The sequence below is a fragment of the Ensifer adhaerens genome, from assembly GCF_001270265.1.
Lineage (GTDB): Bacteria > Pseudomonadota > Alphaproteobacteria > Rhizobiales > Rhizobiaceae > Ensifer > Ensifer adhaerens_B.
In genome coordinates this window covers 770163-795747 of record NZ_LGAP01000002.1, presented here as the reverse complement: position 1 = coordinate 795747, position 25585 = coordinate 770163, and the positions used below count along the sequence as shown (strand labels likewise).

At 63.8% G+C, this 25585-nt stretch carries 22 protein-coding genes; 17 read left to right on the top strand and 5 right to left on the bottom strand.

Translation table 11 applies throughout. The annotated features are described in order from the left end of the window. Positions 1–31: 31 nt before the first annotated feature. On the bottom strand, positions 32–1069 hold the full coding sequence (locus AC244_RS38755; protein WP_414735886.1) for a GlxA family transcriptional regulator: 1038 nt from the start codon (positions 1067–1069) through the stop codon (positions 32–34). Between the two features lie 109 nt (positions 1070–1178). On the opposite strand from AC244_RS38755, the gene AC244_RS08635 reads away from it, so the two are divergent. The 9 genes from AC244_RS08635 (at position 1179) to AC244_RS08595 (ending at position 13776) form a co-directional block, all read left to right on the top strand. Continuing rightward, on the top strand, positions 1179–2081 hold the full coding sequence (locus tag AC244_RS08635) for a 3-keto-5-aminohexanoate cleavage protein (protein ID WP_053248336.1): 903 nt from the start codon (positions 1179–1181) through the stop codon (positions 2079–2081). 202 nt (positions 2082–2283) lie between these two features. Beyond that, entirely contained in the window at positions 2284–3774 is a 1491-nt protein-coding gene (locus AC244_RS08630) for a carnitine 3-dehydrogenase (protein WP_053248335.1), read from the top strand. Between the two features lie 289 nt (positions 3775–4063). After that, positions 4064–5224 (top strand): acyl-CoA dehydrogenase family protein, encoded by a 1161-nt coding sequence (locus AC244_RS08625; protein WP_053248334.1) that lies wholly within the window; start codon positions 4064–4066, stop codon positions 5222–5224. Between the two features lie 192 nt (positions 5225–5416). Further along, positions 5417–7477, top strand: a complete 2061-nt coding sequence (locus AC244_RS08620; RefSeq protein WP_053248333.1) for an acetate--CoA ligase family protein — start codon at positions 5417–5419, stop codon at positions 7475–7477. 4 nt (positions 7478–7481) lie between these two features. Next, positions 7482–8264: a carnitinyl-CoA dehydratase gene (locus AC244_RS08615; protein WP_053248332.1), complete on the top strand. Its 783-nt coding sequence runs from the start codon at positions 7482–7484 to the stop codon at positions 8262–8264. Positions 8265–8602: 338 nt separating this feature from the next. Next, positions 8603–10192 carry an ABC transporter substrate-binding protein gene (locus tag AC244_RS08610; protein ID WP_053248331.1) on the top strand — a complete coding sequence of 530 codons (1590 nt, stop codon included), beginning with the start codon at positions 8603–8605 and terminating at the stop codon, positions 10190–10192. Further along, positions 10192–11307, top strand: a complete 1116-nt coding sequence (locus AC244_RS08605) for an ABC transporter permease (RefSeq protein WP_053248330.1) — start codon at positions 10192–10194, stop codon at positions 11305–11307. The genes AC244_RS08610 and AC244_RS08605 overlap by 1 nt, the downstream gene beginning before the upstream one ends. Further along, a complete protein-coding gene (locus AC244_RS08600; protein ID WP_053248329.1) occupies positions 11304–12131 on the top strand; it encodes an ABC transporter permease in 828 nt (275 codons plus the stop codon). Before AC244_RS08605 ends, AC244_RS08600 begins: the two co-directional genes overlap by 4 nt. After that, complete coding sequence (locus AC244_RS08595) at positions 12124–13776, top strand: ABC transporter ATP-binding protein (protein WP_053248449.1); 1653 nt, start codon at positions 12124–12126, stop codon at positions 13774–13776. The genes AC244_RS08600 and AC244_RS08595 overlap by 8 nt, the downstream gene beginning before the upstream one ends. A gap of 321 nt (positions 13777–14097) precedes the next feature. On the opposite strand, the gene AC244_RS37470 is transcribed toward AC244_RS08595, so the two are convergent. After that, the gene (locus AC244_RS37470; RefSeq protein WP_053248327.1) at positions 14098–14352 is read right to left on the bottom strand and encodes a DUF1127 domain-containing protein; all 255 of its coding nucleotides are present in this window, start codon (positions 14350–14352) and stop codon (positions 14098–14100) included. A gap of 170 nt (positions 14353–14522) precedes the next feature. Between AC244_RS37470 and AC244_RS08580 the strand changes: the two genes are divergently transcribed. After that, entirely contained in the window at positions 14523–15959 is a 1437-nt protein-coding gene (locus AC244_RS08580) for a LuxR C-terminal-related transcriptional regulator (RefSeq protein WP_053248326.1), read from the top strand. A gap of 12 nt (positions 15960–15971) precedes the next feature. On the opposite strand, the gene AC244_RS08575 is transcribed toward AC244_RS08580, so the two are convergent. Then, entirely contained in the window at positions 15972–16313 is a 342-nt protein-coding gene (locus AC244_RS08575; RefSeq protein ID WP_053248325.1) for a PAAR domain-containing protein, read from the bottom strand. A gap of 71 nt (positions 16314–16384) precedes the next feature. After that, the gene (locus tag AC244_RS08570; protein ID WP_053248324.1) at positions 16385–17179 is read right to left on the bottom strand and encodes a helix-turn-helix domain-containing protein; all 795 of its coding nucleotides are present in this window, start codon (positions 17177–17179) and stop codon (positions 16385–16387) included. Positions 17180–17308: 129 nt separating this feature from the next. On the opposite strand from AC244_RS08570, the gene AC244_RS08565 reads away from it, so the two are divergent. The 7 genes from AC244_RS08565 (at position 17309) to AC244_RS08535 (ending at position 24871) form a co-directional block, all read left to right on the top strand. Beyond that, positions 17309–18898: an ABC transporter substrate-binding protein gene (locus tag AC244_RS08565; protein WP_053248323.1), complete on the top strand. Its 1590-nt coding sequence runs from the start codon at positions 17309–17311 to the stop codon at positions 18896–18898. A gap of 122 nt (positions 18899–19020) precedes the next feature. Beyond that, complete coding sequence (locus AC244_RS08560) at positions 19021–21015, top strand: CocE/NonD family hydrolase (RefSeq protein WP_053248322.1); 1995 nt, start codon at positions 19021–19023, stop codon at positions 21013–21015. A 66-nt stretch (positions 21016–21081) separates the two neighbouring features. After that, positions 21082–21576 carry an HPP family protein gene (locus AC244_RS08555; RefSeq protein ID WP_053248321.1) on the top strand — a complete coding sequence of 165 codons (495 nt, stop codon included), beginning with the start codon at positions 21082–21084 and terminating at the stop codon, positions 21574–21576. Next, a complete protein-coding gene (locus AC244_RS08550) occupies positions 21573–22133 on the top strand; it encodes a TetR/AcrR family transcriptional regulator (protein ID WP_053248320.1) in 561 nt (186 codons plus the stop codon). Before AC244_RS08555 ends, AC244_RS08550 begins: the two co-directional genes overlap by 4 nt. Positions 22134–22272: 139 nt before the next feature. Next, on the top strand, positions 22273–22740 hold the full coding sequence (locus AC244_RS08545) for an SRPBCC domain-containing protein (protein ID WP_053248319.1): 468 nt from the start codon (positions 22273–22275) through the stop codon (positions 22738–22740). Beyond that, entirely contained in the window at positions 22733–24328 is a 1596-nt protein-coding gene (locus AC244_RS08540; RefSeq protein WP_053248318.1) for an MFS transporter, read from the top strand. Before AC244_RS08545 ends, AC244_RS08540 begins: the two co-directional genes overlap by 8 nt. A gap of 123 nt (positions 24329–24451) precedes the next feature. After that, positions 24452–24871 (top strand): GFA family protein, encoded by a 420-nt coding sequence (locus AC244_RS08535; protein ID WP_053248317.1) that lies wholly within the window; start codon positions 24452–24454, stop codon positions 24869–24871. Positions 24872–25049: 178 nt separating this feature from the next. On the opposite strand, the gene AC244_RS08530 is transcribed toward AC244_RS08535, so the two are convergent. Continuing rightward, positions 25050–25451, bottom strand: a complete 402-nt coding sequence (locus AC244_RS08530) for an ACT domain-containing protein (protein ID WP_053248316.1) — start codon at positions 25449–25451, stop codon at positions 25050–25052. Between the last annotated feature and the right edge of the window lie 134 nt (positions 25452–25585).

Genomic DNA, 25585 nt, shown 5'->3' with positions numbered 1-25585 from the left:
GCCTCCAAACCTGCGTTTCCCAGCGCGCAAATTAGGTATGTCCAGTCGACTCGGCCTTGCCGATGGCATTTTCCGAGCCGCGGCTGCGCTCCTCGGCACCATGGCCGAGCTTCAGCCGCCGCCGTGTCTCGCTCGGGCTCTCGCGGTAGTGCGCGCGGTAGCTGCGTGAAAACGACGACGACGAATTGAAGCCGGAGATCGCGGCGATGTCGGCGAATTCCATGCGCGTCTCGATCACCTTGCGCCGCGCCGCGTTGAGGCGCAGCGCCAGGTAATGTTCGTGCGGCCCGACCCCCATCGTATCGCGAAACAGGTCCTGCAGGTGCCGAACGCTGACGCCGATGCGGCGGGCGAGACGCGCAAGCGTCAGCGGTGCCTCGACGGTTTCCTCCATCAGCTTGACCGCAGCACCCACACGGGGGTCAAGGATGCGCATATTGCCGATCGCCGGCATCTGCAAGAGGTCGCCGCGGGTGCGCTCCTGCTCGTAGATGAACAGCCGCGATACTTCGAGCGCCAGCGAATAGCCGTGCGCCCGGCGGATCAGCTCCAGCATCAGGTCGAGAGTCGGCAGCGAACCGCCGGTGGTGATGCGCTTGCCGTCGATGACGAACCGCTCGCGCACCATCGTCACCTGCGGATAGGTGGTGGTGAAGTCCTCGAAATCCTCCCAGTGGGTCGTTGCCTTGGAATTGTCGAGCAGGCTCGTTTCAGCAAGCAGCCAGGAGCCGGACTCGATACCCGCCATCAGCTCGCGATGCCGGGCCGTCTGCGACAGCATCATCTTCAGCTGCGAGGTCGCGCTCCTCTGCCAGTTGTAGCTCGACAGGATGAAGAGCGGCGCCGTCTCGCGCTGCGGCCGGAAGGCGCCGGAGACCGGGATGGGAATGCCGCTCTTGGTTTCGATCGGCGCGCCGTCCGGGCTGTAGAGCGTCCAGCTGTAGAGCGGCCGGCCGGCGATGCGGTTGGCGGCGCGCATCGGCTCGATCACCGAGGCAACGAGGATCAGATTGGTCTCCGGCAACACCAGGATGTCGGCGTGCTGCACCTGCGAAACGTTTTGATCCATGTGCAAACTTCTCCGCCTCGTTGCCGATAATGTAAAGGACAGAACCGATTATGAAAAGCAGCGCCGTCGTTCTTGGCTCGTAATGGCCTCAATAAAAAGGGAGACAGCAATGCCGCTCAGCATGAACCGCGAGGTATTCATCACCTGTGCCGTTACCGGCGCCGGCGACACCGTTTCAAAGTCCAGCCACGTCCCGATCACGCCGAAGCAGATTGCCGACGCCGCCATCGAAGCCGCCAAGGCGGGTGCTGCCGTGGCCCACTGCCACGTCCGCGATCCGGAGACCGGCGCGCCGGCCCGCAGGCTCGACCTCTACCGCGAAGTCACCGACCGCATTCGCTCCGCCGATGTCGACGTCGTGCTCAATCTGACGGCTGGCATGGGCGGGGACCTCGTTTTCGGCAACGTCGAAAGCCCCTTCCCGGTCAATGAAAAAGGCACCGACATGGCGGGCGCCACCGAGCGCGTCGCCCATGTCGCCGACTGTCTGCCGGAGATCTGCACGCTCGACTGCGGCACGATGAACTTCTCGCTCGGCGACTATGTCATGACCAACACGCCGTCGATGCTGCGTGAAATGGCCCGCCAGATGACGGCGCTCGGCGTGCGCCCCGAGATCGAGGCCTTCGACACCGGCCATCTCTGGTTCGCCAAGCAGCTCGCCGAGGAAGGCCTGATCGAGGATCCGGTGCTGATCCAGCTCTGCATGGGCATTCCGTGGGGCGCGCCGGACGATCTCAACACCTTCATGGCCATGGTCAACAACGTGCCTGATAACTGGACCTTCTCGGCCTTCTCCATCGGCCGCAACGCGCTCGCCTACCCGGCAGCGGCCATCCTTGCCGGCGGCAACGTCCGCGTCGGCCTCGAAGACAACCTCTATATCGGCAAGGGCCAGCTCGCGACCAACGGCCAGCTCGTCGAAAAGGCAGTCGGCGTCATCGAAGGCATGGGCGCCAAGATCATCGGACCCAAAGAGGTCCGCGAGAAACTGAAGCTGACGAAGCGCTGAGCCCGTCGCGCCGCGGCCCCTCATCCGCGCGGTGAGGGAAGCGCCCCTCATCCGCCTGCCGGCGCCTTCTCCCCGCAAGACGGGGAGAAGGCAGCAAGCCTGGGGCATTCAGTCCCCTCTCCCCGCATGCGGGGAGAGGGTTAGTCCTCGGGTTAAACCCGAGGAGAGGGGCAGTTTGCAATTCAAGAAGTCGAGGTGAGGAATGACCGAAATCAAGAATGCAGCCTGTGTCGGCGGCGGCGTCATCGGCGGCGCCTGGGTCGCACGCTTCGCGCTCGCCGGCATCGATGTGAAGATCTTCGATCCGCATCCGGAAGCCGAGCGCATCATCGGCGAAGTCATGGCCAATGCCGAGCGCGCCTATGCCATGCTGACCATGGCGCCGCTGCCGCCGAAGGGAAAACTCACCTTCTGCAAAAGCATCGAGGAAACGGTCAAGGACGCTGATTGGATTCAGGAAAGCGTGCCGGAACGGCTGGAGCTGAAGCGCGGCGTCATCACTGAGATCGACGCAGCCGCAAGGCCCGATGCCCTGATCGGCTCGTCAACCTCAGGCCTGCTGCCATCCGACCTGCAGGCCGAGATGCGCCATCCCGAGCGCATGTTCGTGGCGCATCCCTATAATCCGGTCTACCTCTTGCCACTCGTCGAACTGGTCGGCGGCAAGGAGACGACGAAGCAAACGATCGAACGCGCCATGCAGGGCGTCGAGCAGATCGGCATGAAGGGCGTCGTCATCGCCAAGGAAATCGAGGCCTTCGTCGGCGACCGCCTGCTGGAAGCGCTCTGGCGCGAGGCGCTCTGGCTGATCCAGGACGACATCTGCGATACCGAGACGCTCGACAACGTCATGCGTTACTCCTTCGGCATGCGCTGGGCGCAGATGGGCCTGTTCGAGACCTACCGCATCGCCGGCGGCGAAGCCGGCATGCGCCACTTCCTCGCCCAGTTCGGCCCCTGCCTCAAATGGCCCTGGACGAAGTTCACCGACGTCGTCGATCTCGACGATGCGCTGGTCGAAAAGATCGGCGCCCAGTCGGACGCGCAGGCCGCCGGCCGCTCGATCCGCGAGCTCGAGCGCATCCGCGACGAAAACCTCGTCGGCATCATGCACGCGCTGAAATCAGGCAATGGCGGCGAAGGCTGGGGTGCCGGCAAGCTGCTTGCCGACTTCGAGGCGAAACTCTGGGCCAATGCCAAGAAGCCGGAAGCCGATCTCGGCGAAGTCAAACCGCTGCACATTCTCGACACCAAGGTCAGCGGCGCCTGGGTCGACTATAACGGCCACATGACCGAGCACCGCTACCTCCAGGTATTCGGCGACACCTCCGACGGCCTGCTGCGCCTCATCGGCGTCGACCTAGACTATGTCCGCGACGGCCACAGCTACTATACGGTCGAGACCCATATCCGCAATCTCGGCGAGGCCAAGCTCGGCGATGCGCTCTATTCGACCTGCCAGCTTCTGTCCTCGGACGAAAAGCGCCTGCACCTCTTCTCGACGATCTACAATGCCGAGACGAAGGAAGCGGTCGCCACCGCCGAGCAGATGATGCTGCATGTCGACAGCAAGGCCGGCAAGTCCGTGCCTGCGCCGAAACACGTGCTGAGCAAACTGAGCGCCATCGCCGAAGAGCATGCGAAGCTACCGGCACCGGAAGGTGTCGGGCGCTTCGTCGGCCAGAAGCGCTGAGGACCGCTTCTTCGGCTTGCGAAGGAACGCGGGCAATGTCGGGCGAACGCCCCTCATCCCGCTGCCGCGACCTTCTCCCCGTGCACGGGGAGAAGGGAAATGCCGCAGCCGCTCGCCGCTGACTTAGGCCGTGGGGGAGCAAGCCGTAAAAGCGTCCCCTCTCCCCGTCTGCGGGGAGAGGGCTAGTCCTCGGGTTAAACCCGAGGAGAGGGGCAGGCAACCACACATGCCAGCGGGCCGATGGGGAGATCGGCCACCGGCAGGCAGATAGAATTGCGAGGGAGAACACATGAATTTCGCACTGACCGAAGAACAGCAGATGATCGTCGACACGGTCCGCAGCTTCGTCGAGACCGAAATCTATCCGCATGAGGACGAGGTCGAGCGCACCGGCATCGTGCCGCGCGAACTCGGCCAGGAGATCGCCCGCAAATGCAAGGAGATCGGTTTCTTCGGCTGCAATTTCCCCGAGGAAGTCGGCGGCGCTGGCCTTGATCACACCTCCTTCACGCTGGTCGAGCGCGAACTCGGCCGCGGCTCGATGGGCCTTACCGTCTTCTTCGGCCGGCCCTCGGGCATCCTGATGGCCTGCAACGACGAGCAGCGTGAAAGATACCTGTTGCCGGCGGTCAGGGGCGACAAGTTCGACGCGCTGGCCATGACCGAGCCGGATGCCGGCTCGGACGTGCGCGGCATGAAGTGCCTTGCCCGCAAGGACGGCGACGACTGGATCGTCAACGGCACCAAACATTTCATCAGCCATGCCGACATCGCCGATTTCGTCATCGTCTTCATCGCCACCGGTGAGGAAGAGACACCGCGCGGACCGAAGAAGAAGATCACCTGCTTCCTTGTCGACCGCGGCACCCCCGGCTTCGAGATCCGCAAGGGATACAGCTCCGTCTCCCATCGCGGCTACAACAACTGCATCCTGACCTTCGACGATTGCCGCCTGCCCTCCGCCCAGATCCTCGGCGAAGTGCACAAGGGCTTCGACGTCGCCAACGACTGGCTGTTCGCCACGCGGCTGACGGTGGCGGCGACCTCGGTCGGCCGGGCGCGGCGCGCCTTCGATTATGCGCTCAACTATGCCGCCGAGCGCAAGCAGTTCGGCAAGCCGATCGGCGCCAACCAGGGCGTTTCCTTCAAGCTCGCCGACATGATCACCGAGATCGACGCTGCCGATCTCCTGACGCTGTCGGCCGCCTGGCGCCTCGACCAGGGGCTGCCCTCCAACCGCGAGATCGCCTCGGCCAAGGTCTTCGCCACCGAAATGCTCGCCCGCGTCACCGACGAGGCGATCCAGATCTTCGGCGGCATGGGGCTGATGGACGACCTGCCGCTCGCCCGCTTCTGGCGCGACGCCCGCGTCGAGCGCATCTGGGACGGCACCTCCGAAATCCAGCGCCATATCATCAGCCGCGATCTGCTGCGACCGCTGGGAGCGTGAGGGAATGATTGAGCACACCTCCTCTCCCTCCTTCATTCCCGTGCTCGTCACGGGAATCCAGCAGCGGCACGTCCGTGCCGCGCTTGACCCTTCGAGCACCGCATCTGAGACAGAGAACCGCTTCACCGGCTTGCAGACGCAAGCCGGCTGGATTCCTGTGACGAGCACAGGAATGAGGGGGTCAGAAGCAGCATGACCATCCGCTCGCTCGACCGCTTGATCCGACCAAAATCCATTGCCGTCTTCGGCGGCAAGGAGGCGCGGCGGGTCATCGAACAATGCGACAAGATGGGCTTTGCCGGCGATATCTGGCCGGTGCACCCGCGGGAGGTTCAGATCCTCGGCCGCAAGTGCTACCGCTCGGTCGCCGACCTTCCGGGGGCACCGGACGCCTCCTTCGTCGGCGTCAACCGCCAGCTGACCATCGACATCATTGCGGCACTTTCGGCACGCGGTGCCGGCGGCGCCGTCTGCTATGCCTCCGGCTTTCGCGAGGCGGCAAGCGAACTCGATGACGGCAACGACATGCAGGAGGCGTTGGTTGCCGCTGCCGGCGACATGCCGATCGTCGGCCCCAATTGCTACGGCTTCATCAACATGCTCGACGGCGCCCTGCTCTGGCCCGACCAGCACGGCATGCAGCGCGTCGAAAAAGGCGTCGCCGTCCTGACGCAATCCTCCAACATCGCCTGCAACATCTCGATGCAGACGCGCGGCCTGCCGCTCGCCTATCTCATGACCGCCGGCAACCAGGCGCAAACCGGCCTGTCCGACATTGCCTGCGCTGTGCTCGAAGATCCGCGCGTCACCGCCGTCGGCCTGCATATCGAGGGCTTCGACAGCATCGCCGCACTCGAGCGGCTGGCAACCCGCGCCCGCGAACTCGGCAAGCCGGTGGTGACGCTGAAGGTCGGCAAGTCGGAGGCAGCGCAGCTTGCCACGGTCTCGCACACGGCCTCGCTTGCCGGAAACGACCGGGTTTCCTCGGCGCTGCTCGCCCGTCTCGGCATCGGCCGCGTCGATACGCTGCCGGCGCTGCTCGAAACGCTGAAGCTGCTACATGTCGCCGGCCCGCTCGAAAGCAACGAGATCTCCTCGATGAGCTGCTCCGGCGGCGAGGCCTCGCTGATGGCTGATGCTGGCGTGCGCTATCGCGTCAACTTCCGGGCACTCAGAGAGGAACAGCGGCGGCCCCTGAAGGAAAGTCTTGGCGAGATGGTGACCATCGCCAACCCGCTCGACTACCACACCTTCGTCTGGGGCCATCGCGAGAAACAGACGACCGCCTTCAGCGCCATGATGAAGGGCGATTATGCGCTCAACCTCATCGTGCTCGACTTTCCTCGCCAGGACCGCTGCGACGCCGCGGACTGGGTGACGACCTGCGATGCGGTGATCGACGCGGCGAAAGCGACCGGCGCACGCGCCGGCATCGTCGCCAGCCTCGGCGAAAACATGCCGGAACAGACGGCGCTGTCGCTGATGGCGGCCGGTGTCATCCCCTTCTTCGGCATCGACGAGGCCTTAGCGGCCGTGGAGACCGCGGCCGGCATCGGTGCAGCCTGGGCAAGGCCCGCCCCACCAAAGCTCTTGAACGGCGGCGTTTCCGGCGGCGGCAATGCCATCACGCTCAGCGAGCATGAAGCAAAGACCGAGCTTTCCGCCTCCGGCCTCAGGATCCCAAAGGGCAAGCCCGCATCGACACCGCAGGAGGCCGCCAGCGCTGCCGAAAGCCTCGGCTTCCCCGTCGTCCTCAAGGGCCTGGGCGTCGCCCACAAGACCGAGGCGGGTGCCGTCAAGCTGAACCTGACAAGCAGCGCGGAGGTGCTTGATGCGGCGGAAGCCATGGCTTCGGTCGCCTCCGGTTATCTGGTCGAGAAGATGGTGGCAAAGCCCGTCGCCGAATTGATCATCGGCGCGATGCGTGATCCGGTCGCCGGTCCGGTGCTGACCATCGGCGCCGGCGGTATCCTCGTGGAACTCTTGGATGATTCCGCAATCCTGACGCTGCCGACGACGCCGGATCTGATCCGCGAGGCGATCGACGGCCTGAAGATCCGCAAGCTGCTCGACGGCTATCGCGGCGGACCGAAGGGCGATTTCGCAGCCCTTGCCGACGCTGTCGCCGCTGCGGCATCCTATGTCGTTTCAAACGCTTCAAAGCTCGAAGAACTCGATATCAATCCTTTAATGGTGTTACCGGAAGGCCATGGAGCCATCGCCGCCGACGCCCTGATCCGCCGGAGGAACTGACGCCATGACCGGACCGATCCTTACCCGCCGCGAAGGCAGCATTCTCGAAGTCACGATTGACCGGCCGAAGGCGAATGCCATCGACCTGAAAACCAGCCGGGTGATGGGCGAGATCTTCCGCGACTTTCGCGACGACGACACGCTGCGCGTCGCCATCATCACCGGAGCTGGCGAAAAATTCTTCTGTCCTGGGTGGGACCTGAAGGCAGCCGCTGACGGCGACGCGGTCGACGGCGACTACGGCATCGGCGGTTTCGGCGGCATGCAGGAACTGCGCGACCTCAACAAGCCTGTGATATCAGCCGTCAACGGCATCTGCTGTGGCGGCGGTCTCGAAATCGCGCTCTCGACCGACCTCATTCTCGCCGCCGAACACGCGACCTTTGCATTGCCGGAAATCCGCTCGGGCACCGTGGCTGACGCCGCCTCGATCAAGCTGCCGAAGCGCATCCCCTATCACATCGCCATGGACATGCTCCTGACCGGCCGTTGGCTCGACGTCGTCGAAGCCAACCGCTGGGGCTTCGTCAACGAGATCCTGCCTGCCGACAAGCTGATGGCGCGCGCCTGGGAGCTGGCTCGACTGCTCGAAAGCGGACCGCCGCTCGTCTATGCCGCCATCAAGGAAGTGGTGCGCTCAGCCGAGGGCGAGACCTTCCAGACGACGATGAACAAGATCACCCGCCGGCAGTTCAAGACCGTCGACATTCTCTATTCGAGCGAGGACCAGCTGGAAGGCGCCAAGGCGTTTGCCGAGAAGCGCGACCCGGTCTGGAAGGGCCGCTGACAGACGCTGCCACGGGCGGCGCAGGACTGACAACGGGCCGGTGAACCGGCGCAACGACGTCATGGAACGCGCGGGGGTTCCCGCGCGCCGCCGGAGGCTTATTCATAAATGCAGCTTATGGAAATGAATTATAATTTAGGACGTTACAAGGTTCATCCAAGCGATTAGGCTTATTGATCTGAACCCGCAGCGTCCGCCCGAGAAAGGAGCAACGAGGCAATCGAAGACAAACAATGGCCCAAACGGCCGATCCGAAAGCCATCCACAAGGTGGCGGTACGCAGCAATCTCTACCAACCACAACGAACGGCGAATGCCGACACAGAAGGGAACAGGGGAATGAGCGATTACAAGGATTACCTCACACGACAGGTCATGCTCGGCAAGATGAACCGGCGTGAATTTCTCGGACGCGCGGCTGCAGCCGGCATCCTCGCATCGACCGCCGGCACGCTGTTTGCCACCAGCGCCGCGGCCCAGGAGCCGAAGCGCGGCGGCCATCTGAAACTCGGCCTCGAAGGCGCTGCCGCGACCGACTCGAAGGACCCGGCCAAGGCACTGTCGCAGTTCATGTTCGTCGTCGGCAGAAACTGGGGCGACATGCTGGTCGAAAGCCATCCGACCACCGGCGCACCCGTGCCGGCACTCGCCGAATCCTGGGAGCCATCGGCCGACGCCTCGACCTGGACCTTCGCCATCCGCAAGGGCGTGAAGTTCCATGACGGCAAGGAACTGACAGTCGACGACGTGATCAAGACCCTGCTGCGTCACACCGATGACAAGTCGGAATCGGGCGCACTCGGCGTGATGAAGTCGATCAAGGAAATCAAGGCCGACGGCGACAAGCTGGTGCTGGCACTGACGGAAGGCAACGCCGACCTGCCACTGCTGCTTTCCGACTACCACCTCATCATTCAGCCGAACGGCGGCTTGGACAATCCCGACGCCATGATCGGCACCGGGCCTTACAAGGTGGCCAGCTTCGAACCGGGCGTGCGCGCCACCTTCGAAAAGAATGCCGATGACTGGCGCACGGACCGCGGCTACGTGGATACGATCGAAATCATCGCCATAAACGATGCGACGGCGCGTATCGCCGCGCTTTCCTCCGGCCAGGTGCACTTCATCAACCGTGTTGATCCGAAGACGGTCAACCTGTTGAAGAAGGCGCCCACTGTCGAGATCCTGAACACGTCAGGCCGCGGCCACTACGTATTCATCATGCATTGCAACACCGCACCGTTCGACAACAACGACCTGCGCCTGGCGCTGAAATACGCAATGGATCGCGAGACCATGGTCGAACGCATCCTCGGCGGCTACGGCAAGGTCGGCAACGACTTCCCGATCAACGACACCTATGCCCTCTTCCCCGAGGGCATCGAACAGCGCGCCTACGACCCGGACAAGGCGGCCTTCCACTACAAGAAGTCGGGCCACAGCGGCTCGGTGCTGCTGCGCACCTCCGACGTCGCCTTCCCGGGCGCGGTGGACGCGGCGGTTCTCTACCAGGAAAGCGCCAAGAAGGCCGGCATCGAGATCGAGGTCAAGCGCGAACCGGGCGACGGCTACTGGACCAACGTCTGGAACGTCCAGCCCTTCTCGACCTCCTACTGGGGCGGGCGGCCGACCCAGGACCAGATGTACTCGACCGCCTACCACTCTGGTGCCGACTGGAACGACACGCGCTTCCAGCGCGAGGATTTCGACAAGATCCTGCTCGAAGCCCGCTCCGAGCTGGACGAGGCCAAGCGCAAGGACATGTATCGTACCATGGCGATGATGGTGCGCGACGAAGGCGGCCTGATCCTGCCGATGTTCAACGACTTCGTGAACGCCTCCACCAAGCAGGTGAAGGGCTACGTCCACGACATCGGCAACGACATGTCGAACGGCTACGTCGCAACCCGCGTCTGGCTCGACGCCTGATGATGGAAAGCGGACCGATGACTGGTCCGGTTCCGACGGATGGGACCGCGGATGGAGCACATCCGCGGTCTGCCGATCTTTCCGGTGTACCAGCAAAACCCAACCCCGCCGACGCCCAGGGCGAACTCGGCGGCACCTTCTGGCGGCGCTTCATCTTTCGCCGCCCTCTCGCGGCGCTGATCCTTCAGCGCCTCGGCTTAAGCGTCGGCCTGCTCTTTGCCGTGTCGCTGATGATCTTCGGCGGCATCGAAGCGCTGCCCGGCGACTTCGCCACCACCTATCTCGGCCAGTCGGCAACGCCGCAGGCCGTGGAGAACATCCGCAAGGATCTCGGCCTCGACCGCCCCTGGAGCGAGCGTTATCTTTCCTGGCTCGGCGGCGCCGTGCAAGGCGACTTCGGCACCTCCTGGGCCAGCAAGAACTCGGTCGGCGAACAGATCGCCAAGCGTCTCGGCAATTCGCTGTTCCTGGCGTTCTTCGCCGCGATCGTCTCGGTGCCGCTCGCCGTCGGCCTCGGCATGCTGGCGGTGCAGTTCCGCAACCGCCTGCCGGACAAGATCATCAACGTCGTCTCGCTCGCGGCCATCTCCCTGCCCGAGTTTTTCGTCGGCTATCTCCTGATCATGTTCTTCGCGGTCAAATTCGGCGTCGCGACCTTCCCCGCGACCGTCTATGACAGCATGAGCTTCACCGAGCGGCTTTCGGCGATCGCACTTCCGGTCGCAACCCTCGTGCTCGTCGTTCTCGCCCACATGATGCGCATGACCAGGGCGGCGATCCTCAACGTCATGTCGTCGGCCTATGTCGAGACTGCCGAGCTCAAGGGCCTCGGCATGTTCCGCATCATCGCCCGCCACGCCGCGCCCAATGCCGTGGCACCCGTCATCAACGTCATCGCGCTCAACCTTGCCTATCTCGTCGTCGGCGTCGTCGTGGTCGAGGTGGTCTTCGTCTATCCCGGCATGGGGCAATACATGGTGGATGCCGTGACCGTGCGCGACATGCCGGTCGTGCAGGCCTGCGGCCTGATCTTCGCGGCCTTCTACATCTTCCTCAACATGGCGGCCGACATTCTCGCCATTCTCGCCAACCCGAGACTGAGGCACCCGCGATGAACTTGAGAGCCATTCCCTTCAGCGCCTGGATCGGCATCGCCGGCATCGCCATCGCGATCTTCTGCGCCCTGTTCGCACCTGTGATCGCCCCCTTCGGCGAACGTGATGTCGTTGGCGACATTTGGCTGCCCGCCGGCGGCGATTTCCTGCTCGGCACCGACAACCTCGGGCGCGACCTGCTTTCGCGCTTGATCTATGGCGCCCGCACCACGATCTTCGTGGCGCTGGCGGCAACCGTGCTGTCCTTCTCGCTCGGCATGATCCTCTCGTTCACCGCTGCGGTCATGGGCGGGTTCGTCGACCAGTTCTTCTCTCGCTTCAACGATCTGATGATGGCGATCCCGACACTGATCTTCGCCCTCGTCGTGCTGGCGGTGCTGCCGCAGCATCTGTGGATCCTGATCCTGGTCATGGCGGTGCTCGATTCCACCCGCGTCTTCCGCATCGGCCGTGCCGTGGCGCTCGACGTCGCGGTCATGGAATTCGTCGAGGCGGCACGGCTGCGCGGCGAAGGCAGCACCTGGATCATCTTCCGCGAGATCCTGCCGAACACGCTGTCGCCGCTCTTGGCCGAATTCGGCCTGCGCTTTGCCTTTTCCATCCTGTTTCTCTCCACCCTCTCCTTCCTCGGTCTCGGCATCCAGCCGCCGGCCGCCGACTGGGGCGGCATGGTCAAGGACAACAAGGACGGGATCATCTTCGGCATTTCCGCAGCGCTGATCCCGGGGGCTGCGATCGCGACGTTGGCGATCTGCGTCAACCTCGTGGTCGACTGGCTGATGAAACGAACCTCCAGCCTGAAAGGAGGGCGTGGCGATGCCTGAGTCTTCATCTGCAAAGAACGCGCTTCTTTCCGTCAAGAACCTGAAAATCGAGGCGACCAGCTATCCCCCTGGCGAACCGCCGAAAACCGTGACCCTGGTCGAAGGCGTGTCCTTCGACCTCCAAAAGGGCAAGGTGCTTGGGCTGATCGGCGAATCCGGCGCCGGCAAGTCGACCATCGGCCTGTCGGCGCTCGCCTATGGCCGCGGCGGCGTGCGCATCACAGGGGGCCAAGTGCTGCTCGACGGCAAGGACATCCTGACGCTTGACAAGAACGGCATCCGCTCGATCCGCGGCGCACGCGTCTGCTACGTCGCTCAATCGGCGGCCGCCGCCTTCAACCCGGCGCACCGGCTCGGCGATCAGGTGATCGAGGCCTCCCTTCGCCACGGCATCATGAGCCGTGAGGAGGCGAAGAAACGCGCGCTTTATCTCTTCCAGGTGCTCGGCCTACCGAACCCGGAAAGCTTCGGCGAACGTTATCCCCACCAGGTTTCGGGCGGCCAGCTGCAGCGGGCGATGACCGCGATGGCGCTCTGCCCCAACCCGGAGCTGATCGTTTTTGACGAACCGACGACGGCGCTCGACGTCACCACGCAGATCGACGTGCTTGCGGCGATCAAGCACGCGATCGAGGAAACTCATACCGCAGCGCTCTACATCACCCATGATCTGGCCGTCGTCGCCCAGATCTCCGACGACATCATGGTGCTGCGCCACGGCAAGACGGTGGAATACGGCACGACCAAGCAAGTGATCGAGGCGCCGCGGGAGGACTACACCCGGGCACTCGTCAGCGTGCGCCAGACCAAACGCGACGAGGCGCCGGACCAGACCGGCACGCAATTGAAGATCGAGCATGTCAGCGCCGGCTATGGCAATGGCTTCAAGGTTCTGCACGATGTTTCCATGCATCTGCCCAAGGGCCAAACGCTGGCGATCGTCGGCGAAAGCGGCTCAGGCAAGTCGACGCTGGCGCGCGTCATAACCGGCCTGCTGCCGCCGACCGAAGGGCGCATCACCTTCGAAGGCAAGGAACTGCCGCGCGCCTTGAAGGGCCGCAGCACTGACGAGCTGCGCCGTATCCAGATGATCTACCAGATGGCCGATACGGCGATGAACCCGCGCCAGACGGTGCGCGACATCGTCGGTCGCCCGCTGTCCTTCTACTTCGGCATGCACGGCGCCAAGAAGACGGCGCGGGTCAAGGAACTGCTCGACCAGATCGAGATGGGAACGCGTTTCCTCGATCGTTATCCGGCCGAGCTTTCCGGCGGGCAGAAGCAGCGTGTCGCCATCGCCCGGGCGCTTGCCGCAGAGCCGGAGCTGATCCTCTGCGACGAACCGACCTCGGCCCTCGATCCGCTGGTCGCCGAAGGCATCCTGAATCTGCTTCTGAAGCTTCAGGAGGAAACCGCTGTTTCCTATGTCTTTATCACCCACGACATCGCCATCGTGCGGGCGATCGCCGACAGCGTCGCGGTCATGCATCGCGGCCGACTGGTGCGCTTCGGGCCGAAGTCCAAGGTGCTGGCGCCACCCTTCGACGACTATACCGATCTGCTGTTGAAGTCGGTTCCCGAGATGGAGATCGGCTGGCTGGAACGGGTGCTGGCCACCCGGCGCATGGAAAGCGCCGGCAACTGACGACAATACGGCCGCCACATGGCGGCCGTATTACTCGCCGGGCTCCAGACCCTAGAGCGCTTCATCTTTAAACAGAAGCATTCTGCCGGAAGGAATTTCGGCCAGGACCAAGGCGGCTGGCGAAGAGCGCAGCAGAAGCTGCGGTCGAGACGGCCGTCGCCGGTAATGGCCGAAATTCATCCGGCCCTTCGGGTTGGCTGAAAACGGCCGCCCACTGTGTCGGATGGCTTGCCCGATGGATCCGCATCGCCCTGCGCCATCCTTCGTGTGGAACGGCCGTTTTGAGCCAACAGAATCGCTTCCGTTTAAAGATGAAGCGCTCTAGCGCTGCCAGAAGGGCTTGCGCGTTTCCCTGTCGACCTGTGCTCTCGTCAGCCCGACATCATCGAGCAATTCTGGATTGTTCTTGGCCATCAGCTCGAGCTGCTGGCGAAAGCGAATGCGCTCCTCCCAGACGGCGAGCAGACGGAAAGGATCATAGCGGCCAGCGCCGTCGCCCGAGTGTTTCGCCGGCTGGCGGGTATCGAGCCAGACGGCGTTGTAGAATTCGGACATGCCTGTCAGGAGATTGCTCATCGCCGGTTCCCTCATCTGCCGTGCCCCTCGGGGCGTTGAAGCGATACCGGAACTCTAGGCTCGTCCCCCGAAAGCGACATCGCGCAGCTGCTGTGTTTCCTCTCCTGCATTTGTAGTATTTTGCTCCAGCCTTGGTTGAATCCAACCGGCGCGGATGGCAGGGAGCAGGCATGAACCGCATCCCAAGTTCTGAGTTCGCCCCTGAGGCATTGTCCGACCGAGAACGGGCGGTGGCCGAGCGTTTCGCCGCCGGCCTTACCTATCGCGAGATCGGCCAAGCGCTGTTCATCGCGCCCTCGACCGTGCGCACCCATCTCGCCACGATCTATGGCAAGCTTGGCGTGCGCAACAAGATCGAGCTGGCAAGCCACGTCACCGGCTCCGCCGGCGCGCGGTCGGCCGCTGCTCCAGACGTCCAGCAGGCACCGCCGGTTCTCGCCGTCTTCCCGATCGAAAGCCTCAACGCGGAAGAGCGCTGGCACCGTTTCGCCGATGGGCTTTCCTCGGATATCTGCGTCGATCTCGCCCGCTACGCGGACCTGCCTGTTATCGCCTTCCACACGATGAAGCTGCTCGGCAACCGCCCCGAAAGCTTCAACGACCATGTCCAGGCGATCGGCGCCACCTATGCCGTCACCGGGCAACTGCGCGCCGACGACCACCGCGTTCGCCTGACGATCCAGCTTTTGGAACCCCGTTCGGGCCAATTGCTCTGGAGCGAGCGCTACGATCGGCCGATGGAGGATATCCTGACACTGCAGGACAGTCTGACCGAGAGCGTCATCAACGTTCTGGCAGGATGCTACGGCACGCTCGCCACCCTCGGCCGCAAGGCGAGCCGGCACAAGGCGCCGGGAAACCTGCAATCCTATGATTGCTATCTGCTCGCCGTCGAGCAGCACAACCGATTCAGCCAGGAGGGCAATGTCGAGGCGATCAAGTTATTCAAGCGCTCGCTGGAGCTTGAGCCCACCCGCGCAAGAGCCTGGAGCGAGCTTGCCTATGCCTATGCCGTTCAAGCCTGCAGCGGCTTTGACAGCGATCTCGATACGGCCCTCGACAATTGGGGCGCAGCATTGGAGCAGGCTCTGCGGCTCGATCCGACCGATCCCGCGGCCTACACCTGCCTGGGCGATCTCCGGGCCTGCCGCGGCGACATGCCGGGTGCCGTCGAGGCGCATGCCCGCGCCTACCAATACGGCCGGAACCACGCCGATACGCTGGCGCTTCTCGCCGGCGCCAAGGCGCTGATCACAGGCGATCCCGAAGAGGCGGTCTCGCTCATCGACCGTGCACTTTATCTCAACCCGCTGGGGCCGCCCTGGTATTTCGGCATGCGCGCCCGCATCCTCTATGTCGTCGGCCGCGACCGCGAATGCCTCTCCGCCCTCGACAGAAGCTCGCAGGAATCGCCGAGCACCCTGATCTTCAAGGCCATGGCTCACGCCCGGCTCGGGGAAGCCATGCAGGCGGCCGACAGCGCACGTCGGCTCAAGGCGGAGTTTCCCTTGTCATCGGCCGAGCGCTTCATCAAGGGATATCCGGTCACCAATCCGCGGGCTCTCGCCGCTATGCGCGACGGCGCACGGCTGGCGATGATCGATTAGCACCAAAAAGGCTCACTTCTGCCGGCAGGCCACATCGCCCAGTCGCTGCGCTGCCTCGCCTTCGAAGGTCACCGACGATTCCGCCTTGGCTGTGCAGTCTCCCGTAGCTCCACTGCCGGAGCGGAAATGCACCACCGGCTGTCCCTCGATCATGATGCTCGGCACCACCTCGTAAAGTTCCGGCGGGCAGTTCGCGACGTCGGAAAGCCGGAGCGCAGGCTGGCCGCCGATCATGACGCTGGTGGAGCCGGAAAGCGCGCAAGCCGGGATTGGCGGGCGCGCGTCTTCGGCCGCAGACGGCATCGCCGAGACACCGAGCAGAAACCCTGACACGGCGACAACAGCAGATTTCATCGACTTCCCCTTCAACGATGCGGTCGCTAGCACAAGGCGCAATCTAGGGCGGCAACGCTAAGGCCGCCACCTCAATAATCGGTCGGCACCGTCAAAATGTTGGCCTCGGGCGTCTCGAAAAAGGCCCTGACCGTCGACGGCATCTGCCGCGAGCCTGTGGCCAGCACGCCGCAGCGCGACAGCATCTGCCGGATATCCGGCTCCTGGCCGAGAGTGCGCCAGATCATCCGCGAGGCATAAGGCAGGTTTTCCTTGCGCCAGGAAACGCCCATGGTGGTGCCGCGCAGATAGACGCGCTGATGCACCTCGAACGGCATCAGGATCGTCTGCGACAGCATCGGCTGGCGCCCGACGCTGCGCTCGGCGATGAAGATGCGGTTACGCCAGAAGGTGACGAGGCCGACATATTTCGAAAACTGCTGGATCTCGTTGGCGGCGTCCCGGATGCGCTCGATCGATTTCACACGGATCGAGCCGCTCTCCTCATGGATCCTGGCGCAGGAGCAGACGACGCGGCCGGGCCACGACGGCGAGAGGTGATAGGTCTGGTAGTAGCCGATATGGCGGCGAAGCCCGGCAAGATCGCCGGGAAACCCTTCGAGCAGCAACCCGGCTTCCGACCGGTCGCGATCGGGCCGGGTCATTCGGGCTTCGAACAGCTTCGGCGACAACGAAAAGTCCTGCGCCTGCAGCCCGAAGAAGCTGGCGATGCGGGCGACATTATGCGCCGACGGCCGCGCTTCGCCGCTGATGTAGCGGTTGAATTGCTGGCGGTTGATGCCGATCTCGCGGCAGATCTGCGAGATCGAGCGCCTTGTGGCGCAGGCGAAACGAAGATTGGCGGCGAATAGGTCGGCGTCGTGCAACACTGCTCTCCCGAAGCATGAACCTAGATAGCGTAAAGTCGCGTAAATCCGCGTCAAGTCGCGAAATTGTGCGACCTGTGGCAGCCGCTAGGTTTTCCCTAGCAACAAAACATCAGAGGGAACCTGCATATGAGCGAATTCACCAAGCGTCCCGACGGCCTGATCGTGCCGGCCGGCATCAACCGCCGCGGCTTTCTGGCGGGCACGGCGGCCCTGGGTCTGGCCGCAGGCTTTGGCGGCACGATGGTGGCGGGCGATGCGCGCGCCGACGAGCCCAAGCGCGGCGGTCACCTGAAACTGGGCCTCAAGGGCGGCGCCACCACCGATACGCTCGACCCCGCCGGCTATAGCGGCTCGGTCTTGTTCGTCATCGGTCATCTCTGGGGCGATACGCTGGTCGAATCCGACCCGAAGACCGGCGCGCCGCTGCCGGCGCTGGCCGAATCCTGGGAGCCCTCGGCGGACGCGTCGCAATGGACTTTCAAGATCCGCAACGACGTCAGCTTCCATGACGGTAGCAAGATGACCATCGCCGACGTCATCGCCACGCTGAAGCGCCACTCGGACGAAGGTTCTAAGTCGGGCGCGCTCGGACTGATGCGCTCGATCAAGACGATCGAGGAAAAGGCCGGCGCGCTGGTCCTGACGCTGACCGAAGGCAATGCCGATCTGCCACTGCTTCTGACCGACTACCACCTGATCATCCAGCCGCGCGGCGGCGTCGACAATCCCGCCTCGCCCATCGGCACCGGCCCTTACAAGCTTGCGAGCTATGAAGCGGGCCTGCGCTCGACCTTCGAGAAGAACACCAATGACTGGCGCCAGGATCGCGGCTTCGTCGACAGCGTCGAAATCATCGTGATGAACGATACGACGGCGCGTATCGCCGCACTCTCCTCCGGCCAGGTGCATTTCATCAACAACATCGACCCGAAGACCGTGCCGCTTCTGAAGCGTGCGCCGCGCGTCGAGATTCTCCGGACCGCCGGCAAGGGCTTCTACAGCTTCCTGATGCATTGCGACACGGCGCCCTTCGACAACGGCGACCTGAGGCTGGCGCTGAAATACGCGATCGACCGGCAGGCGATCCTCGACCGGGTCGTCGGCGGCTTCGGCACGCTCGGCAATGATTACCCGGTCAACGAGAACTATGCGCTGGCGCCTGATGGTATCGAGCAGCGCGCCTACGATCCTGACAAGGCCGCCTTCCACTTCAAGAAATCCGGCCACGACCGGCCGATCCTGCTGCGCACCTCGGATGCCGCCTTCCCCGGCGCAATCGACGCTGCGGTTCTGTTCCAGGAAAGCGCCAAGAAGGCCGGCATCGAACTTGAGGTTCGTCGCGAGCCGGAGGATGGCTACTGGACCAATGTCTGGAACGTCCAGCCCTTCTGCGCTTCCTATTGGGGCGGCCGGCCGACCCAGGATTCGCGCTACTCCACCTCCTATCTCTCCAGCGCCGAATGGAACGACACCCGCTTCAAGCGCGAAGACTTCGACAAGCTCCTGCTCCAGGCCCGTTCGGAACTTGACGAGACCAAGCGCAAGGAAATGTACCGCACGATGGCGATGACGGTGCGCGACGAAGGCGGCCTGATTCTTCCCGTTTTCAACGACTATGTGAACGCGGCTTCCGCATCGCTGAAGGGCTTCGTTCACGACATCGGCAACGACCTTTCGAACGGCTACGTCGCCAGCCGCGTCTGGTTCGATAGTTAGGAACACGGTTTCGCGTCCGGAATGGCGTAAAAACAATGAGATAGAGCGTTTCCAGCAAAAGTGTGTAGCGGTTTTGCGTCAGGAAATGCGCAAAAACAAAGAGAGTGAGCGGAACAACCGATATGTCAGACCGTGAATTCACCCTGATCGAGAACGAATGGATCCGATTGAAGGACGGCACCCAGCTTGCCGCCCGCATTTGGATGCCCGCCGGCACGGATGCCGAGCCGGTGCCGGCCGTGCTCGAATACCTGCCCTACCGCAAGCGCGGCGGCACCAGCCTGCGCGATGAATCGACCTATCCGGTCTTTGCCGCCGCCGGCATTGCCGGCGTGCGTGTCGACATTCGCGGTTCAGGCGAAAGCGATGGCGTCATCGACGGCGAATATACGCCGCGCGAACTTGCCGACGGCTGCGAGATCATCGAATGGATCGCCGCGCAGCCCTGGTCGAACGGCAAGGTCGGCATGATGGGCATCTCCTGGGGCGGCTTCAACTGCCTGCAGGTCGCAGCGCTGAAACCGCCGGCACTGAAAGCGGTGATCTCCATCGCCTCGACCGTCGACCGCTACAACGACGACATCCATTACAAGAACGGTTGCCACCTCTCCGCGCAGCTTTCCTGGGCCGCGACCATGCTCGCCTACCAGTCCCGCTCGCCCGACCCGGCGATTGTCGGCGATCGCTGGAAGGAGATGTGGCTGGAGCGCCTGGAGAACGAGCCTTACTTCATGGAGGAGTGGCTCGAACATCAGCGTCGCGATGCCTTCTGGCAGCACGGCTCGATCTGCGAGGATTTCGATGGCTTCGACGTTCCCGCGCTCGTCATCGCCGGCTGGGCCGACGGCTACCGCAACACGCCGTTGAAAGCCGTCGAAGGCCTCGGCGCAAAAGCCAAGGCGCTGATCGGCCCCTGGGTGCACAAATATCCGCATTTCGCCTGGCCGAAGCCGCGCGCCGATTTCCATGGCGAGGCGATCCGCTGGTGGAACCGCTGGCTGCGCGACGAAAAGAACGGCGCCGAGGGCGGGCCGCAGGTGCGCGCCTATATCCTCGACGGCCCACGCCCGGCCGTCCGGCGCGACAACGATCCCGGCCGCTGGGTCGCCAAGGACGTCTGGCAGAAACCCGAGATGCAGCTTCTCGGCGTCACGCTCGACGGCAGGCTTGCCGTCGACGCGAGAGCCAAGGGCATCGGCGAGGTCTACCTGAAATCGCCGCTCGATAGCGGCACGGCCTCCGGCGAATACTTCACCCTGAAGCCTGACGCCGAGATGGCCGGCGACCAGCGGATCGACGATGCCGGCGCGCTGACCTTCGAAACCCAGCCGCTGCTGGAGGCTGTAGATTATCTCGGCCAGCCCAGCCTCTCTGTTGACGTCACCTGTGCCGCCGACACGGCCAATCTGGTCGCGCGCATCGTCGACGTGCACACGGATGGCACCGCCACGCGCATCGCCTTCGGCGTGCTCAACCTGGCGCATCGCGACGGCAATGCCGAACCGAGGGCGATGGAAAAGGGCCGCCGGACCCGGATCACGCTGGTGCTCGACGCGTGCGGCTACCGCGTCCGTGCCGGCCACCGCATCCGCCTGTCTTTGTCGACCTCCTACTGGCCGATGATCCTGCCGCCGCCAAGCGATCCGGGTCTCACCATCGACACATCGAGCCTGGCGCTCGCCCTTCCCCTGCTCGGCCAGCACAGCGAGGTCGTCGTACCGGAGCCGGAAAATCCCGATCCGCTGCCGAAATACATCGAGCACACGGCGGGCAGCACCAGCCGCACCGTCGAGCGCGACATGACCCACGGCATGACCCATTATCGGATTTATGAGGACACCGGCCTCAGCGAGCATCCCGACACAGGGCTTGCGACGCAGGACATTCGCGACGAAACCTGGTCCATCTCGCCTGACGACCCGCAATCGATGATCGGCACGTCGACATGGACCTGCATCGCCAAGCGTGACGGCTGGTCGGTGCGCACGGTCTCGACGTCGACGCTTTCCTGCACCGACAGCGAATGGATCACAGAGGCCGAGATCATCGCCTATGAAAACGACGCTGCGATCTTCGAGAAGAGCTTTGCCAAGCGGGTTGCACGCGACCTGATGTGACGCCGCCTTGACTCCATAAGCGCAGGATTGTACCAATCGGTAAACAATTTACTGATCGGTACAGTCATGCGCCATTTCTTCTTTCGTCACCAGCCTCCCATTCATATCAGCCGTGGCCTGGTTGCCGGCATCGGCGGCGTTGTCGCCATTGCCACCGTCGGGGCGCTTACCAACATCGTTGGCGAACCGCTGCTGATGGCGCCCTTCGGCGCCAGTTGCGTGCTGATCTTCTCGGTCGCCGGCAGCCCGCTTTCCCAGCCTGCAAATGTCGTCGGCGGGCATTTCATCGCGACGCTGGTCGGCCTCATCATGCGCGCAATCTTCCCCAATGAGTGGTGGGCGGTCGGCCTCGCCGTCGGCGCTGCCATCGCGCTGATGGCGGCGCTGCGCATCACCCATCCGCCGGCCGGCGCCAATCCGCTGGTGGTCTTTGCCAGCGATCCCGGCTTCGAATTCCTGCTCTTCCCCGTTTTCACCGGCTCGCTGGTGCTGGTTGGGGTGGGAACGCTGTTCCATCGGTTCGGTAAGGTTGAATATCCGCTGCTAAGGAAACCCGCATGAGCCGCGTCGTCGCCGAACGCCAGGATGTCATCGCCATGCTTGCCGAGGTCTTTCGCGAGCACGGCTATGACGGTGCGAGCCTCAGCCTGATCACCGAGAAGACCGGGCTCGGCAAGGGCAGCCTCTATCACTTCTTTCCCGGCGGGAAGGAGGAGATGGCCGAGGCGGTGCTGGGCGACATCGCCTCATGGTTCCAGACCAACATCTTTAACCGGCTGCGCAACAGCGAGCCGCCGGCGGCGGCGATCGACGACATGCTTGCTTCCGTCGACAGCTACTTTCGCCAGGGCCGCCGCCTGTGCCTGATGGGCGTCATTGCCACCAGCGGTGCCCATGATCGCTTTGCAGCCGAGCTCAACCGCTATTTCGCCGATTGGCGGACCGCTCTGGCCGAGGCGTTCGGCCGCCAAGGCATCGCGGAGGACGAACGAAAGGCGCTGGCCGAAGAGGTGATCGGCGGCATCCAGGGCGCCCTCATCCTTGCCCGCAGCCTCGATGATCCCCAGGCTTTCGGCCGGGTGCTCGCCCGCCTCAAGGCACGCTGCGTCCCGTCGTAAAACTGACAAAAATCAGATCCCGCAGTAGCTCCTCCTTGACAATTCCCTGTGCGCCCGGTTATTAACCGATAAGTTAAATAACTTTCGAGTTAAAGAACGGCCACGCCTGACGACTGCGCTGGCCGCGGGAGGAGTCGTTATGGCAATGACCAGTGAAAACGCATCGCTCGAACACAGACTGAGCCTCGAGATCACCAGGGTCTTCGACGCGCCGCGCAGCTTGGTGTTCAGGGTATGGTCGACGCCCGAGCACGCCTTACGCTGGTGGGGCCCACGCGATTTCACCCCACATTCGATGAAGATGGATTTCCGCCCCGGCGGCGCCTGGCGCGGTTGCATCCGTTCGCCGGAAGGGCGCGACTATTGGATGGGCGGGGTCTATCGCGAGGTGATCGAGCCGGAGAAACTCATCTTCACTTTCGCCTGGGACGAGGAAGGCGAGCCGGGGGCCGACACGCTGGTCACGGTTTCCTTCGTCGATGTCGGCGGCAAGACGCGCCTGACCTTCCACCAGACCCCGTTCGACAGCGTCGACGAGCGCGACTCGCACCAGGAAGGCTGGGGCGAGTGCCTCGAAAGGCTGCAGGAGTATCTTTCCCATGTCTGAGACAATCGACACAGAAAGCAACGCCCCCGGCCCAAAGGCGACGCGGCGGGAATGGATTGGCCTTGCCGTCCTTGCCCTGCCCTGCATGCTCTACTCGATGGACCTGACGGTCCTCAACTTGGCGGTGCCGCAACTGACCGAGCAGCTGAAGCCCACGGCCTCGCAGCTTCTGTGGATCGTCGACATCTACGGCTTCATGGTGGCGGGTTCGTTGATCACCATGGGCACGCTCGGCGACCGCATCGGCCGGCGCCGGTTGTTGATGATCGGCTCCATCGCCTTCGGCATCGCCTCGGTGCTGGCCGCCTTCGCCTGGAGTGCGGAAACACTGATCCTCGCCCGCGCCATCCTCGGCGTCGCCGCAGCGACTTTGGCGCCCTCGACGCTATCGCTGATCCGCAACATGTTCCTCGATGACAGGCAGCGCACGCTCGCCATCGGTATCTGGATCGCCAGTTTCTCCGCCGGCGGCGCGATCGGCCCCGTCGTCGGCGGGCTGATGCTGTCGCAGTTCTGGTGGGGCTCGGTCTTCCTGCTGGCCGTCCCCGTGATGATCCTGCTGCTGATCCTCGGCCCCATGCTGCTGCCGGAGTTCCGCGACCCCAATGCCGGCCGGCTCGATCTCATCAGCGCCGGACAGTCGCTCGTCGCCGTACTGTCGATGATCTATGGCATGAAGCGCATCGCCGAGGACGGTCTCGACGTCACCGCCGTGTTCTTCATCCTGCTCGGGCTGACGGTCGCCATTCTGTTTGCCCGGCGCCAGAGCCGGCTGGCCGATCCGCTGATCGACCTCGCGCTGTTCAGGACCCCGGCTTTCAGCGCAGCGCTCGGCGTCAACATCCTTGGCCTGTTCGTCGGCTTCGGCGCCTTCCTGTTCGTGGCGCAGTATCTGCAGCTCGTGCTCGGCCTTTCGCCCTTCGTCGCCGGCCTGTGGTCGGTGCCGACGGGGGTTGCCATGGTGCTTGGATCGATCCTCGTGCCGTCACTTGCCGCCCGTTATGCCGCCTCCAACCTGATCGCCGCCGGCTTCGTGCTGACCGCCATCGGCTTTGCCATCTGCACCCAGGTCGAAACGACGAGCAGCCCGCTGCTCGTCACCATCGGCCTCGTCGTGCTCTGCCTCGGCTTTGCGCCGGTCGGCACGCTGACGACGGACCTGATCGTCGGTTCCGCCCCGCCGGAGCGCGCCGGTGCGGCATCGGCGATCTCGGAAACCAGCTTCGAATTCGGCGGCGCCCTCGGCATCGCCGTGCTCGGCAGCATGCTGACGGCTGCCTATCGCAGCCGCATGGACGCGGTGATCGTGACCGGCCTTCCCACAGAGACCGTCGAGGCCGCACGCCAGACGCTGGGCGGCGCCGTCGCCATTGCCGAGCAGCTTCCGGGCGACCAGTCCGAACGGCTGCTGTTTGCCGCCCACGACGTATTCACCAACTCGTTTGCCTTCACGGCATCGATCTGCGTGGCCCTGTCGCTGCTGACTGCGCTGATTGCTTTCCTGCTGTTGCGCAAGGCAACCGGCGACGGCGCCGACACCGATCCGGCAATCGCAGACGAGGCGGAAGCCTCCGTCAAAGCCGGCTAGTGACTGGCGTCCGCGCGACGGACGCCAGTCCACCTACGCAGCAACGTTCGCCTCGGCAGCGTCATTTCCCCGGTCGAAAGACCGGGGACAGGCGACGTCTGGCCAAAGACAGGAGCCCGTCCGATGAAAAAGCTCTATCACGGCAGCTGCCATTGCGGCGCTGTGCAGTTCGAGTGCCAGCTTGATCTGGCCGAAGGCATTCGCCGCTGCAACTGCAGCTTCTGCGCCAAGACGCGCATGCAGAAATCCTTCGCGCTTCGCGACGAGTTCGCAATCACCAAGGGCAAGGAGGCGTTGAGGAGTTACCGGGCAGAGCCGTCGAACTGGCGGGAGGGCGACGTCGACCACTACTTCTGCAGCCGCTGCGGCGTCCGGCCGTTTTCACGCGGTTACCTCGAGGACTTCCTCGGCCATTTCTACGCCGTCAACGTCGCCTGCCTCGATGGCGTCAGCGACGAAGAACTGGGCACAGCGCCGATTGTCTACGAGAACGGCCGCGACGACGACTATGAAAACCCGCCGCGCGACACCCGCTTCATGTGATTTTCGTCGGAACCAGAGCATTTCCAGGAAAAGTGTGAAGCGGTTTTCCGTCAGGAAATGCGACTGCATAATTCCTTAAATCGGAATCGATTTAGGGACAAAATTATGCAGCAGATCAAAGGGATACAGCGACCTTTGCGCGCCTGAACGGGCGCGCGGCGCTGTAAGCGGGAATGCGTCAGGCGGGGCTCAGCGCCCGCAACGCCTTAAGCGCGCGTTCGGCATCCGCCTCCGGCACGAAGATATGGTCGTGATAATAGGCGGCCACGACATTGGCGCTGATGCCCTCCCGAGTCAGCACTGTTGCCACCGCCGCCGTCAGTCCGACGGCTTCAAGCGCCGAATATACGTTGAGTGTGATGCGCCGAAGTAGCGGGCCATAGGAAAGGTTGGCGGCATCAGCGGCGCTCCGCTCCAGGATCAGCGTCAGCCCTTCGTCCTCACGGTAGGTGGCAAGCGGCTCCAGCGGCGCGTAGCGCTGCGCCTCGTCATGAGGCACGGTGCAATAGACATAGGTTTGCGGAAACAACACCGGCGCCATCGTCGCCAGCAGCTTCGTCAGATCCGTTTCCCCAGCCATCACCCCTCCTCCGAACCTCCCACGATCCTCATCCTGCAAGATCGCGGCGCCACCGCAGTGGTAGCGGATCGTCACATTGCCGTGAAGCACGCTCTTGCGATTTGCTTTCGGCCGGGCGCACGAAAAACATGGGC

What these genes read in the sequence shown, in the direction of transcription:
- AC244_RS08610 (WP_053248331.1), top strand. Translation starts at nt 8,603, where the DNA reads ATGAGCGATTACAAGGATTACCTCACACGACAGGTCATGCTCGGCAAG.
- AC244_RS08580 (WP_053248326.1), top strand. Translation starts at nt 14,523, where the DNA reads ATGAACCGCATCCCAAGTTCTGAGTTCGCCCCTGAGGCATTGTCCGAC.
- AC244_RS38755 (WP_414735886.1), bottom strand. Translation starts at nt 1,069, where the DNA reads ATGGATCAAAACGTTTCGCAGGTGCAGCACGCCGACATCCTGGTGTTG.
- AC244_RS08565 (WP_053248323.1), top strand. Translation starts at nt 17,309, where the DNA reads ATGAGCGAATTCACCAAGCGTCCCGACGGCCTGATCGTGCCGGCCGGC.
- AC244_RS08630 (WP_053248335.1), top strand. Translation starts at nt 2,284, where the DNA reads ATGACCGAAATCAAGAATGCAGCCTGTGTCGGCGGCGGCGTCATCGGC.
- AC244_RS08625 (WP_053248334.1), top strand. Translation starts at nt 4,064, where the DNA reads ATGAATTTCGCACTGACCGAAGAACAGCAGATGATCGTCGACACGGTC.
- AC244_RS08535 (WP_053248317.1), top strand. Translation starts at nt 24,452, where the DNA reads ATGAAAAAGCTCTATCACGGCAGCTGCCATTGCGGCGCTGTGCAGTTC.
- AC244_RS08540 (WP_053248318.1), top strand. Translation starts at nt 22,733, where the DNA reads ATGTCTGAGACAATCGACACAGAAAGCAACGCCCCCGGCCCAAAGGCG.
- AC244_RS08555 (WP_053248321.1), top strand. Translation starts at nt 21,082, where the DNA reads ATGCGCCATTTCTTCTTTCGTCACCAGCCTCCCATTCATATCAGCCGT.
- AC244_RS08545 (WP_053248319.1), top strand. Translation starts at nt 22,273, where the DNA reads ATGGCAATGACCAGTGAAAACGCATCGCTCGAACACAGACTGAGCCTC.
- AC244_RS08530 (WP_053248316.1), bottom strand. Translation starts at nt 25,451, where the DNA reads ATGGCTGGGGAAACGGATCTGACGAAGCTGCTGGCGACGATGGCGCCG.
- AC244_RS08620 (WP_053248333.1), top strand. Translation starts at nt 5,417, where the DNA reads ATGACCATCCGCTCGCTCGACCGCTTGATCCGACCAAAATCCATTGCC.
- AC244_RS08595 (WP_053248449.1), top strand. Translation starts at nt 12,124, where the DNA reads ATGCCTGAGTCTTCATCTGCAAAGAACGCGCTTCTTTCCGTCAAGAAC.
- AC244_RS08560 (WP_053248322.1), top strand. Translation starts at nt 19,021, where the DNA reads ATGTCAGACCGTGAATTCACCCTGATCGAGAACGAATGGATCCGATTG.
- AC244_RS08605 (WP_053248330.1), top strand. Translation starts at nt 10,192, where the DNA reads ATGATGGAAAGCGGACCGATGACTGGTCCGGTTCCGACGGATGGGACC.
- AC244_RS37470 (WP_053248327.1), bottom strand. Translation starts at nt 14,352, where the DNA reads ATGAGCAATCTCCTGACAGGCATGTCCGAATTCTACAACGCCGTCTGG.
- AC244_RS08600 (WP_053248329.1), top strand. Translation starts at nt 11,304, where the DNA reads ATGAACTTGAGAGCCATTCCCTTCAGCGCCTGGATCGGCATCGCCGGC.
- AC244_RS08635 (WP_053248336.1), top strand. Translation starts at nt 1,179, where the DNA reads ATGCCGCTCAGCATGAACCGCGAGGTATTCATCACCTGTGCCGTTACC.
- AC244_RS08575 (WP_053248325.1), bottom strand. Translation starts at nt 16,313, where the DNA reads ATGAAATCTGCTGTTGTCGCCGTGTCAGGGTTTCTGCTCGGTGTCTCG.
- AC244_RS08550 (WP_053248320.1), top strand. Translation starts at nt 21,573, where the DNA reads ATGAGCCGCGTCGTCGCCGAACGCCAGGATGTCATCGCCATGCTTGCC.
- AC244_RS08615 (WP_053248332.1), top strand. Translation starts at nt 7,482, where the DNA reads ATGACCGGACCGATCCTTACCCGCCGCGAAGGCAGCATTCTCGAAGTC.